The organism is Streptomyces sp. NPDC101165 (assembly GCF_044768135.1).
Classification (GTDB): Bacteria; Actinomycetota; Actinomycetes; order Streptomycetales; family Streptomycetaceae; genus Streptomyces.
Window position 1 is genome coordinate 154504 of record NZ_JBIWPG010000014.1, and the last position, 16902, is coordinate 171405.

A 16902-nucleotide genomic window follows, 5' to 3' on the forward strand; every position below is an offset into this window, starting at 1 on the left:
CGGCCCGGTGGCGGTCAGCCGGTGAAGAAGGGCGCGGGCTCGCCGGTCTCGGCGTAGCTCTTGAGCTGGACGAACTTGGTCGCCCAGCCGTACGTGAAGTCGCGGTAGGCGTCGTCGACGGCCGGGAAACCGCTGTGCGTGAAGCGCAGGGTGACGCCGCCCTCGGGGCGGGTCAGGATCTCGTAGGTCTGCTCCGTGCCGGTCCACGGTCCGTTCAGGCCCGCGAGGACGAGCCGCTTGCCCGGCTCCGCCTCGGTGACCCGTAGCCGCCACGGCTCCGGGACGCCGGGGAACGCCAGCTCGTGCAGGCCGCCGACGCCGTCGCCCGCGGTGGCCGTCGTGGTGAACCAGCCGTGGATCCCCTCGGCCGTGGAGATCGCCGTGTACACGGTGTCCGCATCGGCCTCGACGGCCGGCTGCATCGCGATGTCGGGCATGTCGGGTGCTCCTCCCTCGAGTGTTGAGCGCTGCCCCCTGCGCCTCGTTTTAGTCCACACTAAAATGACTCACGGGTTCTGGCAAATTCAAGTGGCGACTAAAATGACCTCCATGGATGCGGTACGAGCGGTCGCCGAGCCCCGGCGGCGCGAGATCCTGCGGCTGGTGTGGGACGCGGAGCTGTCCGCGGGCGAGATCGCGGAGCGGTTCGACGTCACGTTCGGGGCGGTCTCCCAGCACCTCAAGGTGCTCAGGGAGTCCGGCCTCGTTACGCTGCGCCAGGACGGCAAGAAGCGCTTCTACCAGGCCGACCGCGAGGCTCTCGGTCCGCTGGCCGCGTATCTGCAGTCCATGTGGGCCACCAAGCTGGACACGCTCGCCGAACTGGCGGAGGCGGCGGAACGGGCGGAGCGCCCCGAAGGGACGGACTCGTGAGGGACAACGCGGTCACCGTGGAACGGCGCATCGCGGCGCGCCCCGAGACGGTGTTCCCCTTCTTCACCGACCGGGACAAGTGGCTGTCCTGGATGGGTCAGGACGGCGAGTTCAGCTTCGAGCCCGGCGGCGCCTACCGGACGCGGGTCAACGGCGAGCACATCGCCGAGGGCCGCTTCGTCGAGATCGACCCGCCGAGGCGGATCGTGTTCACCTGGGGCTGGGTCGAGGACGAGATGCCCGTGCCGCCCGGCTCGTCCACGGTCGAGATCACCCTGGAGCCGGTGCCCGAAGGCACCCTGCTGCGCCTGGTCCACCGGGACCTGCCCTCCCCCGAGGCGTGTGCCGCGCACGAGGAGGGCTGGAAGCACTACACCGACCGGCTCGCCGTCGTGGCGGCGGGCGGCGATCCCGGTCCCGACGCCTGGATGTGAGCCGGCCGGATGTGAGTCGGCGTCACACGGGCACGGCGAGCATCACTGAGAGGAGTGGGCGGATCCGCTCATCCGGGCGCGGTTCTCCGCGAGGAGTTCCTGCACCTTGCGCTCGACCTCCTCGGGGTCCACGCCCAGGGCGCGGCCCATGTGGATCGACCACACCTCCGAGCGCACGTTGGTCTCGAAGTCCAGGTCGGCGCGCACGTTCTCACGGGCGGCCTGGCGGTTCTGGCTCACCATCACGAAGGTGGACAGGAAGATCGCCTCCAGGCTGACGATCATGGTGAGAAGCCCGAAGGGGAAGGGATCCCAGACCGCCTTCTGGCCGAACGCGCCCTCGTTGAACACGATCCAGACCGTGAACCACAGGGCGTGCAGATAGACGAACAGCATGGTCCCCGCGAAGGCGGTGATCACGTCCGCGATCTTGTCCTCGGTGCCCCGTATCCGCGCGAGCACGTCCTGCTCGCGCAGCAGCCGCAGAGCCGGACCGCCCGGCCGACCCGGACCGCTCACCGCACCACTCATGCCCACTCCCCGACCGACCGTCTCCGGAACAGCCGTGAGCCTACGCGGCGGGCGGACCCGATCCTCGGTGCGGCACTAGGTCGGTCAGCGTTCCGTGACCTTGCCCGCCGCGACCTCCAGCAGGCGGGTCACCCGGACCGCGTCCAGCATCCGCCGGTCGTGCGTCACCAGGAGCAGCGTGCCCTCGTAGGAGTCCAGAGCCGACTCCAGCTGCTCGATGGCGGGCAGGTCGAGATGGTTGGTCGGCTCGTCGAGGACGAGCAGGTTGACGCCCCGGCCCTGGAGCAGCGCCAGGGCGGCACGGGTGCGCTCGCCCGGGGAGAGGGTGGCCGCCGGGCGCAGCACATGGTCCGACTTCAGGCCGAACTTGGCGAGCAGGGTGCGGACCTCGACCGGCTCGGTGTCCGGGACGGCCGCGCAGAAGGCCTCCAGCAGCGCCTCCGGGCCGTGGAACAGCTTGCGGGCCTGGTCGACCTCGCCGACCAGGACGCCGGAGCCGAGGGCGGCATGTCCGGAGTCGAGCGGGACCCGGCCCAGCAGTGCCCCGAGCAGGGTCGACTTGCCCGCGCCGTTGGCTCCGGTGACCGCGATCCGGTCCGCCCAGTCGATCTGCAGCGACACCGGGCCGAAGGTGAAGTCGCCGCGCCGGACCTCGGCGTCCCGCAGGGTCGCCACCACCGCGCCGGAACGCGGGGCGGCCGCGATCTCCATGCGCAGCTCCCACTCCTTGCGCGGCTCCTCGACGACCTCCAGGCGTTCGATCATGCGCTGGGTCTGGCGGGCCTTGGCGGCCTGCTTCTCGCTGGCCTCGCTGCGGAACTTGCGGCCGATCTTGTCGTTGTCGTTGCCCGACTTGCGCCGGGCGTTCTTGACGCCCTTGTCCATCCAGGAGCGCTGCATCTGCGCGCGGTCCTGGAGGGCGGACTTCTTGTCGGCGAACTCCTCGTAGTCCTCGCGGGCGTGCCGACGGGCGACGTCCCGTTCCTCCAGGTAGGCCTCGTAGCCGCCGCCGTAGAGGTTGATCTGTCCCTGGGCCAGGTCGAGTTCGAGGACCTTGGTGACCGTGCGGGTGAGGAACTCGCGGTCGTGGCTGACGACCACCGTGCCCGCGCGCAGGCCGGTCACGAAGCGTTCGAGGCGCTCCAGGCCGTCCAGGTCGAGGTCGTTGGTCGGCTCGTCGAGCAGGAAGACGTCGTAGCGGGAGAGGAGGAGGGAGGCGAGACCTGCGCGGGCCGCCTGGCCGCCGGAGAGCGAGGTCATCGGCTGGTCCAGGTCCACGGCCAGACCGAGGGAGTCGGTGACCTCCTCGGCGCGCTCCTCCAGGTCGGCGCCGCCGAGGTCCAGCCAGCGCTCCAGGCTGGTCGCGTACGCGTCGTCGGCGCCGGGCGCACCGTCGACCAGCGCCTGCGTGGCCTCGTCCATCACGCGCTGCGCCTCGGCGACGCCGGTGCGGCGGGCCAGGAACTCCCGGACGGTCTCCCCCGGCCTGCGCTCCGGCTCCTGCGGCAGATGGCCGACGGTCGCGGCCGGCGGGGACAGCCGCAGCTCGCCCTGCTCGGGCGCGGTCAGCCCGGCGAGCAGCCGCAGCAGGGTGGACTTGCCCGCGCCGTTGGCACCGACCAGCCCGATCACGTCGCCGGGCGCGACGACGAGGTCGAGCCCGGAGAAGAGGGAGCGGTCGCCGTGCCCGGCGGTGAGGTTCTTGGCGACGAGGGTGGCAGTCATCAGGAGGCGATCCTAGTGTCCCGGGCACGTGGCCATCCGCGGGGTTTCCCGTGGACTGCCCGGCCGTCACTTCCGCATCGGCTCCACCAGCACGCTCCCGGACGTTCTGGCCACCACGAACGCCTCCCCCTTCGCCGCCTTCGGGTCCAGCGGAATGCGGTGGCGGCCGGGCTCCAGGACGCCGTCGAAGACCTCCTGGGTGTGGGTGCGGTAGAGGCGGTCCAGGCGGTAGACCGTGACCCGGACCCGGCAGGGCGAGGTGACGTCGACGGCCGCCTCGCCGTCGGCGGCGACCAGGCCGGTCAGCCGGCGCTGTGGGAGCGGGCTGCGGTCCAGGGCGTGTTCGATCTGCGCGACGAGCAGGGGGATGATCGGGGCCAGGCCGCTGACGTAGGCGACCTCGACCCCGGCACGCTCGAACGCCTCTCGTACGGCGGCCCGTTCCGCCTCGCCGACCGCACGGCCGAAGGCGACCGCGCCGTAGCCGCGCAGCTCCTCGGCGTGGACGCCACGGGCGTCCTGGGTGATGTCCGCGCCTATGCCGATGGTGCGCAGCGCGGCGGCGAGCTTGGCGAGGACGGCCACGCGGGCGCCGATCAGGAGCACCCGGCGGCGGGGCGCGGGCGGGCCGTCGGCGTCCTCGATCAGGGCGGCGAGGGCGGCCCGGTACTCGGGTCCGGCGAAGCGGAACGGCCCTATGCCGTGGTAGCCGTTGAGGTTCAGGTCGGCGTGCTCCTCCGTCTGCCAGGCGAAGTCCCGCCAGATGAAGTCGTCGCCGTCCCGCTCGATCACGGCGGTGACGGCACCACAGGCAAGGTCCGCGCACTCGGGACAGCCGTAGATCACGAACCGACCGTCCGGGAGCGGTGGTTCGGTCTCCAGCAGCAGGCTGCGCACCTGCGCGGTGAAGATGGCGGGCGGGATGTCGGAGGCGAGTGGGGAGACCGCGTCCAGGTCGGAGAGCTGGAACAGCAGCGGACGCCCGTCCACGATGAAGTCCACGAAGTCGCGGTGGACCTGGTAGCCGCCGTCGGCGAGGACGCCGCCGGCGCGCATCGCCGGTGCCAGGCCGAAGGTCGCGTATGCGGCAGACATGCTGTGAGTATCCCCACACCGGGACGGATGTGAGCGCGGCATGACATATTCCGTTAGCGTCCTGGCGTGAAACGCGAGTCGAGTGACGAAGTGATCGTGGTCGGCAGCGGGGTCGCCGGGCTGACGACGGCCGTGGCGCTGGCCGAGTCCGGCCGCCGGGTACGGGTGTGGGCCCGGGAGCCCGCCGAGCGCACGACCTCGGCGGTCGCCGGCGCGCTGTGGTGGCCGTACCGGATCGAGCCCGAGCCGCTCGTCGGCGCGTGGGCGCTGGACTCCCTCGGCGTGTACGAGGAGCTGGCCGACCGGCCGGAGGAGACGGGCGTACGCCTGGTCGAGGGTGTACACCGGGGGACCCGGCTGGACGAGCTGGGTGCCTGGGCGGGCCGGGTGCCGGGGCTGCGGGCGGTGGCCGACGGGCTGGCGGCGCGGCTTCCGTTGATCGACATGCCGGTCCATCTGGCGTGGCTGCGGAAGCGGTTCGTCGAGGCGGGCGGCCTGGTGGAGGAGCGGGAGGTGACCGATCTGGCCTCCGTGCCCGCCGGGGTGGTGGTCAACTGCGCGGGGCTCGGGGCGCGATCGCTGGTGCCCGATCCGGCGGTGCGCCCGGTGCGCGGACAGCTGGTCGTGGTGGAGAACCCCGGGATCACGACCTGGTTCACCTCTGTCGACCACTCCTCCGACACCTCGACCTACTTCTTCCCGCAGCCCGGCGGGCTGCTTCTGGGCGGTACGGCGGAGGAGGACGCCTGGTCGCTGGAGCCGGACCCGGCGACCGCCGCTGCGATCGTCACGCGGTGCGCGACCGTCCGGCCGGAGATCGCCGGGGCACGGGTGCTGGCGCACCGTGTGGGGCTCCGGCCCGCCCGGGACTCCGTACGGCTGGAACGGCAGGCGCTGCCGGACGGGCGGGTGCTGGTGCACAACTACGGGCACGGCGGAGCCGGGATCACGGTGGCCTGGGGGTGCGCCCGGGAGGCGGCCGGACTGACCGGAGCGGGAGCCTGAGCCGGGGCGAGAGCGAGAACCTGAGCGGGAGCGAGAGCGGGAGCCGGCGCCTGAGCCCGGGCGAGAGCCGGAGCCGGAGCGAGAGTCAGAGCCGGAGCGGGAGCGGGATCCGGAACCGGACCGGGGAGCGAGAGCCGGAACCGGAACCGGAGGGCCCGCCGGGCCTCCTCGTGCCGGGCCTCCTCGTGCCGGGCCTCCTCGTGCCGGTGCCGAGCGGGCGACCGCGCGAACGGTCGGCCGCCCGGCACCGGCTGATTCCCCCGGAGGGGACCGAGTAGTGCCTGGGTGATCAGCTCGCCGGGACGTGCCGGGAGGCGCGCGGGGCGCGGACGCCGTCCAGGGTGCGCGCCGCGGGCGCGGCGGTCACACTGCCGGAAGTGGCCCGTTCGAACGCCGCCGTGCCGCCGACCAGCGGGAGCCGGGCCGTCGTACGGGACAGATCCAGGGTGAGGGTCGGCTTGGTGGACGGAGGGTCGATGAGGTCCTTGTCGGTGCCTGCGACGATCAGTGCCAGGCGGTGCCCCTTCGGGATGACGTGGTCGGTCGCCGCAAGGGACAGGGTGATCGTGTACGCCTTGCCCGGGGTGAGCGGAACGCCCTGGTCGAGGGAGGCGTAGTGACCGAGGTCGGCCCAGCCGCGGCTGAACACCGTGGAGTCGACCTTGGCCGTCTTCGCCGCGGTCGCCTTGAAGCAGGCGCTGTCCCCGGCCGTGCTCTGGCCCCAGCAGGTGCGGTTGGTGAGCGTGGTGATGCCCTCGGCGCTGTCGGCGTAGTCGCGGATGGTGTCCGGGCCGAGGTCCACCAGGACGGCGGAGAGGTGGGCCGAGGAGGTGGTCGGGGTGGCGGTCACGGTCACCTTGGAGGAGCCGGACAGGCGCAGGTCGCGGGTGAGCGGCGCCGTGATGAAGCCGGCCTTCTCGGGTGTGGACGTGGTGAGGTGGGCGGCCCAGTCGGTCTCGCTCAGCTTCGGGTCGTCGGTGAACGTCTCGGTGCCGGTGGCCGGGCCGAGGCCGAGGGTGCCGACGCCGGGCTGGGTGCCGTGGGCCGGGTGGAGCGTGGTGGCCCGGGTGCCGTGCGGCGGCCAGACCTTGGAGGTGACCCACTGGTCGGGGTGGCGTTCGATGTCGGCCATCGGCTCGCGGTCGATGCCGTTGTCGTAGCCGAGGAGCTCGTGGTCGAACCAGCGGTGCAGGGTGTCGACCCAGGCGCCGCGCCGGTAGTCGAAGGGGTCCACGTGCCCGGTCTGGGAGAGCCAGATCTTGCGCTCGACACCCTGCGCGGCCAGGGCGTTCCACCACTGGCCGAAGTGCTTGGTGCGCACGTTGAGGTCCTGCATGCCGTGCACGAGGAACACGCTGGCCCTGACCTTGGCCGCGTCCTTGACGTAGTTCCGCTCGGTCCACAGCGGGGTCCAGTCCCCGCTGCGCGGGCTGCCGTCGGCGAGCTTCTTCTGCACCGCCGTGCAGTGGGCCGTCGCGCCGGCGCTCTCGACGTAGCCGGCCAGCTCGTCGGGGCCGCCGTCGTACAGCGGGGCGCCCTGGGCGAAGTAGTAGTCGTACCAGGAGGAGATCCCGCTGATCGGGACGATCGTCTTCAGGCCCTTGACGCCGGTGGCCGCGACGCCGTTGGCGATCGTGCCGTCCCAGCTCTTGCCGATCATGCCGGTGCGGCCGTTGGTCCAGCCGGCCCTGACGGTTCGGGTGCCGGTCCGGGTCGTGTACGCCTTGGCGCGTCCGTTCAGCCAGTCGATGACGGCCTTGGCGGACCGGATGTCGGAGCGGCCACCGACGTCGACGCAGCCGTCGGAGCGGTTGGTGCCGGCGAGGTCCACGCCGACGAAGGCGTAGCCGCGAGGCACGAAGTAGTTGTCGTAGAACAGCGGCATCCGGACGACATGGCCGTGCGTGTCGTACGTCTTCTTCTGGCTCTCGTTGCCGCGTCCGCAGCAGGAGTAGTAGGGGCTGGCGTCCATGATGACCGGCACCTTGCGGCCCTGGCGGGCGGGTTCGGCGGGTCGGACGATGTCGGCGGCGACGCGGTCCTTCTTCCCGTCGCCGTCCTCGTCGAGGCCGGTGTCCACCCAGACGGCCTCGCGGATGGCGTGTGCGTACGAGTAGACGGGGCGGCTCTCGCGGGGCGCCGCGTGCGCGGCGGCGGGGGCGAGGAATGCGGCCAGCAGGGCTGTGACGGCCGCAGTCGCGAGCGGTCTCCAGATCGTGAAGCGCGTGCGCATGGTCGAACGAATCGGCATGCGCGGACGGTACTCCGGACAACTCCCGTACAGAAGAGGGCTTTACGGCGACGCGCGTGGCTGTGTCGGCTGAATGGCGATCGTGTGACGGCGGGGGCTGTGGACAGGTCAGGGGCCACAGCTACTGAATAGGCTCCGAACAGACTTCCTGTCCCGACGACTTGGAGCTGACGTGCACCGCAGAATCATCGCGCCGGGAGCACTCGCGGCGGCCTCCCTCCTGCTGGCGATCCCGGCATCGGCCGCGAGCCACTCCGCCGGCGCGCCGGGCATCGGCGACCCCTACTACCCCGACTACGGCAACGGCGGCTACGACGTCTCGCACTACGACCTGAGGCTGCAGTACCAGCCGAAGACGGACGAGCTGCAGGGCACGGCGACCATCCTGGCGAAGACCACGCAGGACCTGTCCAGCTTCGACCTGGACTTCCTGCTGAACGTGAGCGAGGTGCGGGTCAACGGCGCCAAGGCGTCCTTCGCGACGTCCGGCCAGCACGAACTGGTCGTCACCCCGAAGACACCACTGGCCAAGGGCACGGCGGTCACCGTCGTCGTCCGCTACAGCGGCGTGCCGTCGGCGAAGAGCGCCTACGGTTTCACCACCTGGCACCGCACACCGGACGGCGCTGTGGCCGCGGACGAGCCCGAGGCCGCCTGGTGGTGGTTCCCGAGCAACGACCACCCGAGCGACAAGGCGACCTACGACGTGTCGGTGGCCGTCCCGGACGGCACACAGGCCCTCTCCAACGGCACGCTCCAGTCCACCAGTTCGAAGCTGGGCTGGACCCGCTACAACTGGCGGCAGAACAAGCCGCAGGCGACCTATCTGGCCACGCTCGCCCTCGGCAGGTTCGACGTCACCACCAGCACCTCCGACGGCGGGGTGCCCGTCATCAACGCCTACAGCAAGGACCTCGGTGACAACGACGGCGCCGCGCGGGCCAGCGTGGAGCGCACCGGGGAGCTGGTGGACTGGCTGAGCGGCTACTTCGGGCCGTATCCGTTCAGCACGGCCGGCGGGTACGTGCCGAACACCACCACCGGCTACGCGCTCGAGACGCAGACCCGCGTCTACTACAGCCCCAAGCAGTTCGCGAACGGCTCCAACACCTCGGTCGTCGTGCACGAGCTGGCCCATCAGTGGTACGGCGACGACGTGTCACTGAAGGACTGGAAGGACATCTGGATCAACGAGGGCTTCGCGCGCTACGCGCAGTGGCTGTGGTCCGAGCACGAGGGCGAGGGCACCACCCAGGAGCTCGCCGACTACGTGTACGCCTCCCACCCGGCCGACGACGCGTTCTGGACGGTCAAGCCCGGCGACCCGGGCCCGGACGACCAGTTCGACATCGCCGTGTACGACCGGGGTGCGCTCGCCATCCAGGCGCTGCGCAACGAGATCGGTGACGACGCCTTCTTCGCCGTCCTGAAGGGCTGGCCGAAGGAGCACGCCTACGGCAACGCGTCCGTGGCCGACTTCCAGAGGTACGCCGAGCAGGTGTCCGGCAAGTCGCTGGCCGCGCTGTTCCACACCTGGCTCTTCCAGCCGTCGAAGCCGGCCGCGCCCGCGGCACGCACGGCGTCCCTCGCGAAGGCGGGTACGACGGTCACCCAGCCGAAGTCGTGGAAGAGGATCGAGGCGACGAACTACGTGCACGGGCACTGACGCCCGGCCGCCTCAGGGTCTCGGCTCGGCCGCCTGCTCGAGCAGTTCGTCCCGGCCCAGCGCCCCCGCGCGGGTGGCCGGGACCGTGCAGGCGTACGCACCGGCGACCGCCCCGTACCAGGCGCACCGCAGGGGCGGCTCGCCGGTGAGGCGGCCGTAGAGGAACGCGGCGGCGAAGGCGTCGCCCGCGCCGTTGGAGTCGACCACCGGCGCGGGCGGGTCCGCCACCGGTATCCGGGTCAGCTCGCCGTCGGCCAGCAGATACGCGCCCTCGGCGCCCGCCGTGGCGACGACGGTCTCGGCCCGGCCGCGCTCGGCGATGCGCCGCATGGTCCGCTCGGGGTCGGTCAGTGCGGCCGCGGAGAGGAAGACGACGTCCGCCGCGAGCGCGAACGACTCGTGGTACGGGTTCTCGCCGTCCCAGTCGTGCAGGTCGGTGGAGAGGGGCACGCCCGCCTCGGCCAGTACCGGCAGGGCGTGGGCGCAGGGCTGGGTGATGGTCACGTGGACGTGCCGGCTCGCCGCGGCCAGCTTGCGCAGGATCTCCTCGGGGAAGCGGTCGTCGGGGTGGGCGCGGCTGGTGTCGTACAGCGACAGGCGGCGCCCGTCCGGGCCGACGAGGTTCACCGCGCGCTTGGTCCCGGCGGGTTGCGGGAGCGCGGTGAGCCCGATGCCCCGCTCCTCGTGCAGGGTACGGACGAGGTCGCCCTCGGGGTCGTCGCCGAGCAGGTCGAGGTGGTGCGTGCGCAGCCCCAGCGCGGCCAGGCCCACGGCGACGAAGTCCCCGGTCTGCCCGGCGCGCGTCCGGATGCCGGAGTCGATCATGTAGCTGTCGGCGTACGGGAGCGGCAGCTCCGGGACGTACACGATCGTGTCGACGCCGGCTCCGCCCAGCACCAGAACGTCGTGGGCACCTGCCTGTGCGGTCATCCCCCGCCCTCCCCGTGGTCGTAGACCGTCACCGCGATACCGCGGCTCACCAACCGCTCGGTGACGAGCGGTTCTATGCGGGACCACTTGCCGCCCGCCAGGCCGCAGCCTATGCGGGGCATGTGCACGGACGCGCCGAGTTCGATCACTTCGTCGGCGAGGCGGCCGAGGGCGGTGTCGATCGCCTCGTAGCGGACGGGGACGCCCTTGCTGCCCGTGCGGGTGCCTCGCTGGCCGACCATGTTGGCCACCCACACGTGCGGGCCGACCTTGACGAGCTGGACGGCGCCCAGCCCGAAGTCGTTCCTGGCGCGGTCGCGGTGCCACGCCCGGTAGGCCGCCTCGGGCTCAGGCCAGCGCCGCGAGAGCGCGAGGACGAAGCCCTTCCCCCAGCCCCCGATGTCGTTGCAGACATGGGCGATCACCTTGACGCCCTTGACCGACGGAACGGTGGCGTCACCCCGGACATACGTGATCTCCGACATGACGCCACCGTAGGCGATGCCACTGACAGTGGCGGTGAGCTGCTACTTCGTCAGCTGCGACAGCTCCTGGTCGGTGTTCTTGGACACCCGGCGGCGCACCCCGAACCAGCCGGCGACCAGCAACACGGCGATCACCGGAATGAGCAGCAGGGTCCTGCGGCCGACCTCGGGGTCGTTCCACATCATGCCGAGGCAGACCAGCAGGAAGGTGATCGTGGCGATCTCCGTGACCGGGCTGCCCTTCAGACGGAAGTGCGGCCGGGTCGCCAGGCCCGCGCGGGCACGGCGGACGAAGATCATGTGGCAGAGCATGATGATCACCCAGGTGCTGATGATGCCGAGGGAGGCGACGTTCAGCACGATCTCGAAGGCCTGGCTGGGCATCAGGTAGTTCAGGCCGACGCCGAGCACGCAGACCGCACAGGTCAGCAGGATGCCGCCGTAGGGGACCTGACTGCGGTTCATCCGGGCGGTGAACTTGGGCGCGGAGCCCGCCATGGCCATCGAGCGCAGGATGCGGCCGGTCGAGTACAGGCCGGAGTTCAGCGAGGACATGGCGGCGGTCAGGACGACCAGGTTCATCACGTCGCCGGCCGCCGGGACGCCGATCTTCGACAGGACCGTGACGAACGGGCTCTGGTCGGCGGAGTACACGGAGCCCGGCAGCAGCAGGGCGAGCAGCACGACCGAGCCGACGTAGAACAGGCCCACACGCCACATGATCGAGTTCACCGCGCGCGGGACGACCTTCTCCGGCTCGGCGGTCTCGCCGGCGGCGACGCCGACCAGCTCCAGCGCGGCGTACGCGAAGATCACGCCCTGCATGACCAGGACGACCGGCATCACACCGTGCGGGAAGATCCCGCCGTGGTCGGTGATCATGCTCAGGCCGGGGGTGTGGCCGCCGACCTTGTGCTGGGTGGCGAGCAGGAAGATGCCGATCAGCATGAAGCCGACGATGGTGGCGACCTTGACGATCGCGAACCAGAACTCCATCTCGCCGAAGATCTTCACCGAGATCAGGTTCACGGCCAGGACCACCGCGAGGGCGATCAGGGCGAGCACCCACTGGGGAATGCTCGTGAACATGCTCCAGTAGTGCGTGTAGAGCGCGATCGCGGTGATGTCGGCGATACCGGTGGTCGACCAGTTGAGGAAGTACATCCAGCCGGCGACGTAGGCGCCCTTCTCGCCGAGGAACTCGCGCGCGTACGACACGAAGGAGCCCGAGGACGGGCGGTACAGGACCAGCTCGCCCAGCGCCCGGACGACGAAGAAGGCGAAGACGCCGCAGACCAGGTAGGCCACGGCGAGCGCCGGGCCCGCGTTGTGCAGGCGGCCGCCGGCGCCCAGGAGGAGTCCGGTGCCGATGGCGCCGCCGATGGCGATCATGTTGACGTGGCGGGCCTTGAGGTCCTTGCTGTATCCGGCGTCGCCCGCGTCCGCGGGCGTCTGGGCCGCCTCGGGACGGGCAGCCGCCTGGGCCGATTCCACGGCTTCGTTGCTCACGGGTGGTTCTACTTCCTGGTGCGCCCGAACCTCGTGGGCCGGGTGTCCGTACAGTTCGGCCCGCACCACCCTGGTGTGTCGCGGTACAGACCAAGGCAGCAGCTTCCCAGAGAGATCACAGGTATGCGGTGGCCTACGTCACAGAGCGTCACTTCTCACCTGATCCACACGGAGTACACACAGTGGTGTTCATTCGGGGTGTCACAGCATTGGTGAGACAGCGATACTGCTGCGCATGACAAGCGAGGCCGAGGAGCCGACCCTCACCATCGACGAGCTGGCCGCCCGGGCGGGCCTCACGGTCCGCACCGTGCGCTTCTACAGCAGCAAGGGGCTGCTCCCGCCACCGGTGATCGGTCCGCGCCGGGTGGGTCACTACGGGCCCGGGCACGTGGCTCGGCTGGCCCTCATCGAGGAGTTGCAGCAGCAGGGCATGACGCTCGCGGCGATCGAGCGGTACCTGGGGCAGCTGCCGCCCGACCTCACCCCGCACGATCTGGCCATCCACCGCGCGGTGGTCGCGTCGTGGGCGCCGGACCTGGTGGAGACGGTGCCGCGGCGGGAACTGGAGCGGCGCGCGGGACGGCCGCTCGCCCCCGAGGACATCGAGCGGCTGGCGGCGATGAGCGTCGTCGCGCCCGAGGACGGGGACGACGGGGAGACGTTCCGGGTCGACTCCGGGCTGCTCCGGCTCGGCGTCCAGCTCCTGGACGTACCGCTGTCGCAGGACACGATCCTCGCGGCGCGCAAGGTGCTCATCGAGCACTCGCGCGCCGCGGCCCACGAGCTGGCTCAGCTCTTCCGTGGCGAGGTGGCGGAGCGTGACGCCCGGGACGTGAAGTCCCTGTCGGCGCACATGCACCCACTGGTGGTGCAGGCGCTGCTGACGACGTTCCAGCGGTCTCTGCGGGAAGAGCTGAGCGAGTGGCTCAGCGGATCACGAACCGGCTGAGTCGCTGAACCGCTCCCCCTTCTCCGCCTTCTCCACCAGCAGCGCGGGCGGGGTGAAGCGCTCGCCGTAGCGCTCGGCGAGTTCACGCGCGCGGGCCACGAATCCGGGCAGGCCGCCTTCGTAGCCGTTGATGTACTGGAGCACACCGCCGGTCCAGCCTGGGAAGCCGATGCCGAAGATGGAGCCGATGTTGGCGTCGGCGACCGAGGTCAGGACGCCCTCTTCGAGGAGCCGTACGGTGTCGAGGGCTTCGGAGAAGAGCATCCGCTCCTGCATGTCGCGGAACGGGATCTCGTGTCCGGGTTTGGTGAAGTGCTCGCGCAGGCCGGGCCACAGCCCGGCCCGCTTGCCGTCCTCGCCGTAGTCGTAGAAGCCGGCACCGCCGCTGCGGCCGGGGCGGCCGAACTCGTCGACCATGCGGTCGATGACCGCCTCCGCCGGGTGCGCGGCCCAGGTGCCTCCCGTCTCCTCGACGGCCTTCTTCGACTCGTTGCGGATCTTGCGCGGCAGGGTGAGGGTCAGTTCGTCCATGAGGGAGAGCACCTTGGCCGGGTAGCCGGCCTGGGCTGCGGCCTGCTCGACGGAGGCGGGCTCGGCGCCTTCGCCGACCATGGCGACGCCCTCGTTGATGAAGTGGCCGATCACCCGGGAGGTGAAGAAGCCGCGTGAGTCGTTGACGACGATCGGCGTCTTGTTGATCTGCCGGACCAGGTCGAAGGCGCGGGACAGGGCTTCGTCGCCGGTCCGTTCGCCCTTGATGATCTCGACCAGGGGCATCTTGTCGACGGGTGAGAAGAAGTGCAGTCCGATGAAGTCGCCCTGGCGCTCCACGCCCTCGGCGAGGGCGGTGATGGGCAGGGTGGAGGTGTTGGAGCACAGCAGCGCGTCGGGGGCGACGACGGACTCGATCTCCTGGAACACCTTGTGCTTGAGGGTCGTGTCCTCGAAGACGGCTTCGATGACGGCGTCACAGTCGGCCAGGACCTGCGGGTCGGCGGTGGGGGTGATGCGGGCGAGGAGGGCGTCGGCCTTCTCCTGGCTGGTGCGGCCCCTGGCGACGGCCTTGGCGCACAGCTTCTCGGAGTAGTCCTTGCCCTTGATGGCCGCTTCGAGGGAGACGTCCTTGAGGACGACCTCGATGCCCGCGCGGGCGCACGAGTACGCGATGCCGGCGCCCATCATGCCCGCGCCGAGGACGGCGACCTTGCGGACCTGGCGCCGCTCGATGCCCTGGGGGCGGTTGGCACCGGAGTTGACCGCCTGCAGGTCGAAGAAGAACGCCTGGATCATGTTCTTCGAGGTCTGTCCGGCGGCCAGCTCGACGAAGTAGCGGGCCTCGATGACCTGGGCGGTCTCGAAGTCGACCTGGGAGCCCTCGACGGCCGCGGCGAGGATGTTGCGCGGGGCCGGGTAGGGGGCGCCGTTGGTCTGCTTGCGCAGGCTGGCCGGGAAGGCGGGCAGGTTGGCGGCGAACTTGGGGTTGGCCGGCGTGCCGCCTGGGATCTTGTAGCCCGGCTTGTCCCAGGGCTGCTGGGACTCGGGGTTGGCGTCGATGAAGGCGCGGGCCTTGGCGAGCAGTTCCTCCGGCGTGGCGGCGACCTCGTGGACGAGACCGTTCTCCTGAGCGCGCCCGGCGTTGTACTGCTGGCCCTGGAGGAGCACCTTCAGGAGGGCGTCCGCGATGCCCAGCAGCCGTACGGTGCGGACGACTCCGCCGCCTCCGGGGAGCAGGCCGAGGGTGACCTCGGGGCAGCCGATCTTGGTACCGGAGGTGTCGAGGGCGACCCGGTGGTGGCAGGCGAGGGCCAGTTCGAAACCGCCGCCCAGGGCGGCGCCGTTGATCGCCGCGACGACCGGCTTGCCGAGGGTCTCGATGCGGCGGAGGTTGCGCTTGATGGCGAGGCCGCCGTCGAACAGGTCCTGCGCGGTCTCCGGCGTGACCCGGATCAGGTCGCGCAGGTCGCCGCCCGCGAAGAAGGTCTTCTTCGCGGAGGTGAAGATGATGCCGCGGATGGAGTCCTGCTCGGCCTCCAGGCGGTCGGTGATCGCGGCGAGGGAGTCGCGGAACGCCTGGTTCATGGTGTTCGCGGACTGGTTGGGGTCGTCGAGGACGAGGGTGACGACACCGGTGTCGTCCTGTTCCCAGCGGATGGTGGTGCTCTCGGTCATGACAGTCGTCTCCGTTGAAGTCTCGTGATTCCGCGGGGAGTTCAGATGCGCTCGACGATGGTGGCGATGCCCATGCCGCCGCCGACGCAGAGGGTGGCGAGGCCGTAGCGCTTGTCCTGGCGTTCCAGTTCGTCGATGAGCGAGCCGAGGATCATCGCGCCGGTGGCGCCGAGCGGGTGGCCGAGGGCGATCGCGCCGCCGTTGACGTTGACCTTGTCCAGGGACAGGCCCATGTCCTTCACGAAGCGCAGCACGACCGCCGCGAACGCCTCGTTGATCTCGACCAGGTCGATGTCGTCGATGGTCAGGCCGGCCTTGGCGAGGGCCTTGCGGGTGGCGGGCGCGGGTCCGGTGAGCATGATGGTGGGCTCGGAGCCGGAGACGGCCGCGGAGACGATCCGCGCGCGCGGGGAGAGGCCGTAACGGTCACCGACCTCCTTGGAGCCGATCGCGACCAGCGAGGCGCCGTCCACGATGCCGGAGGAGTTGCCCGCGTGGTGGACGTGGTCGATCTTCTCCACCCAGTGGTACTTCTGCAGCGCCACCGCGTCGAAACCGCCCAGCTCACCGATGTCCGCGAAGGACGGCTTCAGCTTCGCGAGCGAGTCCGCGGTGGTGCCCGGGCGCATGTGCTCGTCGTGGTCGAGGACCGTGAGGCCCGCGCGGTCCTTGACGGGGACGACCGAGCGCGCGAAACGGCCGTCCTTCCACGCCTCGGCGGCGCGCTCCTGCGACAGGGCCGCGTACTCGTCCACGTCCCGGCGGGAGAAGCCCTCGATGGTGGCGATCAGGTCCGCGCCGATGCCCTGCGGCACGAAGTTGACGGCCAGGTTGGTCATCGGGTCGTTGAACCAGGCGCCGCCGTCCGAGGCCATCGGCACGCGCGACATGGACTCCACGCCGCCGGCCAGCACCAGGTCCTCCCAGCCCGAGCGGACCTTCATGGCGGCCAGGTTGACGGCCTCCAGGCCTGAGGCACAGAAGCGGTTCTCCTGGACACCCGCGACCGTGTCCGGCAGCCCTGCGGCGATCGCGGCGATCCGGGCGATGTCGGAGCCCTGGTCGCCGACCGGGCCGACGACGCCGAGCACGATGTCGTCGATCGCGGCCGGGTCGAGGCCCGGGAAGCGGTCCCGGATCTCGTGGATCAGGCCGACGACCAGGTCGATGGGCTTCGTGCCGTGCAGGGCGCCGTTCGCCTTGCCGCGGCCGCGCGGGGTGCGGATCGCGTCGTACACGTACGCTTCGGTGCTCACTGATGTGCCTTTCGGGAGGGT

Annotated in this window: 15 protein-coding genes; 5 read left to right on the forward strand and 10 right to left on the reverse strand. The window is 70.9% G+C overall.

Annotated features, from left to right (window positions below; genetic code table 11):
• Positions 1 to 14: 14 nt before the first annotated feature.
• Positions 15 to 437, reverse strand: a complete 423-nt coding sequence (locus ACIRVH_RS29015) for an SRPBCC domain-containing protein (RefSeq protein ID WP_403958942.1) — start codon at positions 435 to 437, stop codon at positions 15 to 17.
• A gap of 112 nt (positions 438 to 549) precedes the next feature.
• Here ACIRVH_RS29015 and ACIRVH_RS29020 point away from each other — a divergent pair, with 112 nt between their 5' ends.
• Positions 550 to 873 carry an ArsR/SmtB family transcription factor gene (locus ACIRVH_RS29020; protein WP_403958945.1) on the forward strand — a complete coding sequence of 108 codons (324 nt, stop codon included), beginning with the start codon at positions 550 to 552 and terminating at the stop codon, positions 871 to 873.
• The gene (locus tag ACIRVH_RS29025; RefSeq protein ID WP_403958947.1) at positions 870 to 1307 is read left to right on the forward strand and encodes an SRPBCC domain-containing protein; all 438 of its coding nucleotides are present in this window, start codon (positions 870 to 872) and stop codon (positions 1305 to 1307) included. The genes ACIRVH_RS29020 and ACIRVH_RS29025 overlap by 4 nt, the downstream gene beginning before the upstream one ends.
• A 42-nt stretch (positions 1308 to 1349) precedes the next feature.
• Here the strand turns inward: ACIRVH_RS29025 and ACIRVH_RS29030 are convergent, their stop codons facing one another.
• From ACIRVH_RS29030 to ACIRVH_RS29040, 3 genes are all read right to left on the reverse strand, one after another.
• A complete protein-coding gene (locus ACIRVH_RS29030; protein ID WP_403958950.1) occupies positions 1350 to 1838 on the reverse strand; it encodes a DUF1003 domain-containing protein in 489 nt (162 codons plus the stop codon).
• Between the two features lie 84 nt (positions 1839 to 1922).
• A complete protein-coding gene (locus ACIRVH_RS29035) occupies positions 1923 to 3563 on the reverse strand; it encodes an ABC-F family ATP-binding cassette domain-containing protein (protein ID WP_403958953.1) in 1641 nt (546 codons plus the stop codon).
• A gap of 66 nt (positions 3564 to 3629) precedes the next feature.
• Positions 3630 to 4658 carry an oxidoreductase gene (locus tag ACIRVH_RS29040; RefSeq protein WP_403958956.1) on the reverse strand — a complete coding sequence of 343 codons (1029 nt, stop codon included), beginning with the start codon at positions 4656 to 4658 and terminating at the stop codon, positions 3630 to 3632.
• 90 nt (positions 4659 to 4748) lie between these two features.
• Between ACIRVH_RS29040 and ACIRVH_RS29045 the strand changes: the two genes are divergently transcribed.
• A complete protein-coding gene (locus tag ACIRVH_RS29045) occupies positions 4749 to 5663 on the forward strand; it encodes an FAD-dependent oxidoreductase (protein ID WP_403959174.1) in 915 nt (304 codons plus the stop codon).
• A gap of 289 nt (positions 5664 to 5952) precedes the next feature.
• Here ACIRVH_RS29045 and ACIRVH_RS29050 read toward each other — a convergent pair whose 3' ends face one another.
• Positions 5953 to 7914 (reverse strand): Xaa-Pro dipeptidyl-peptidase, encoded by a 1962-nt coding sequence (locus ACIRVH_RS29050; RefSeq protein WP_403958958.1) that lies wholly within the window; start codon positions 7912 to 7914, stop codon positions 5953 to 5955.
• Between the two features lie 172 nt (positions 7915 to 8086).
• On the opposite strand from ACIRVH_RS29050, the gene ACIRVH_RS29055 reads away from it, so the two are divergent.
• Complete coding sequence (locus ACIRVH_RS29055) at positions 8087 to 9580, forward strand: M1 family metallopeptidase (protein ID WP_403958959.1); 1494 nt, start codon at positions 8087 to 8089, stop codon at positions 9578 to 9580.
• A 12-nt stretch (positions 9581 to 9592) separates the two neighbouring features.
• Here the strand turns inward: ACIRVH_RS29055 and ACIRVH_RS29060 are convergent, their stop codons facing one another.
• The 3 genes from ACIRVH_RS29060 to ACIRVH_RS29070 are packed head-to-tail and all read right to left on the reverse strand — an operon-like array spanning position 9593 to position 12504.
• Positions 9593 to 10510 carry an adenosine kinase gene (locus ACIRVH_RS29060; protein WP_403958962.1) on the reverse strand — a complete coding sequence of 306 codons (918 nt, stop codon included), beginning with the start codon at positions 10508 to 10510 and terminating at the stop codon, positions 9593 to 9595.
• Positions 10507 to 10995, reverse strand: a complete 489-nt coding sequence (locus tag ACIRVH_RS29065; RefSeq protein WP_403958964.1) for a macro domain-containing protein — start codon at positions 10993 to 10995, stop codon at positions 10507 to 10509. The genes ACIRVH_RS29060 and ACIRVH_RS29065 overlap by 4 nt, the downstream gene beginning before the upstream one ends.
• 42 nt (positions 10996 to 11037) lie before the next feature.
• Positions 11038 to 12504 carry an amino acid permease gene (locus ACIRVH_RS29070; RefSeq protein WP_403958967.1) on the reverse strand — a complete coding sequence of 489 codons (1467 nt, stop codon included), beginning with the start codon at positions 12502 to 12504 and terminating at the stop codon, positions 11038 to 11040.
• A 235-nt stretch (positions 12505 to 12739) separates the two neighbouring features.
• Here ACIRVH_RS29070 and ACIRVH_RS29075 point away from each other — a divergent pair, with 235 nt between their 5' ends.
• Entirely contained in the window at positions 12740 to 13456 is a 717-nt protein-coding gene (locus ACIRVH_RS29075) for a MerR family transcriptional regulator (RefSeq protein ID WP_403958970.1), read from the forward strand.
• Here ACIRVH_RS29075 and ACIRVH_RS29080 read toward each other — a convergent pair.
• Positions 13442 to 15625, reverse strand: coding sequence for a 3-hydroxyacyl-CoA dehydrogenase NAD-binding domain-containing protein (locus tag ACIRVH_RS29080; RefSeq protein WP_403958973.1), 2184 nt, complete (start codon positions 15623 to 15625; stop codon positions 13442 to 13444). The genes ACIRVH_RS29075 and ACIRVH_RS29080 overlap by 15 nt on opposite strands.
• Before the next feature lie 41 nt (positions 15626 to 15666).
• Entirely contained in the window at positions 15667 to 16881 is a 1215-nt protein-coding gene (locus tag ACIRVH_RS29085; protein ID WP_403958976.1) for an acetyl-CoA C-acetyltransferase, read from the reverse strand.
• Positions 16882 to 16902: the final 21 nt, after the last annotated feature.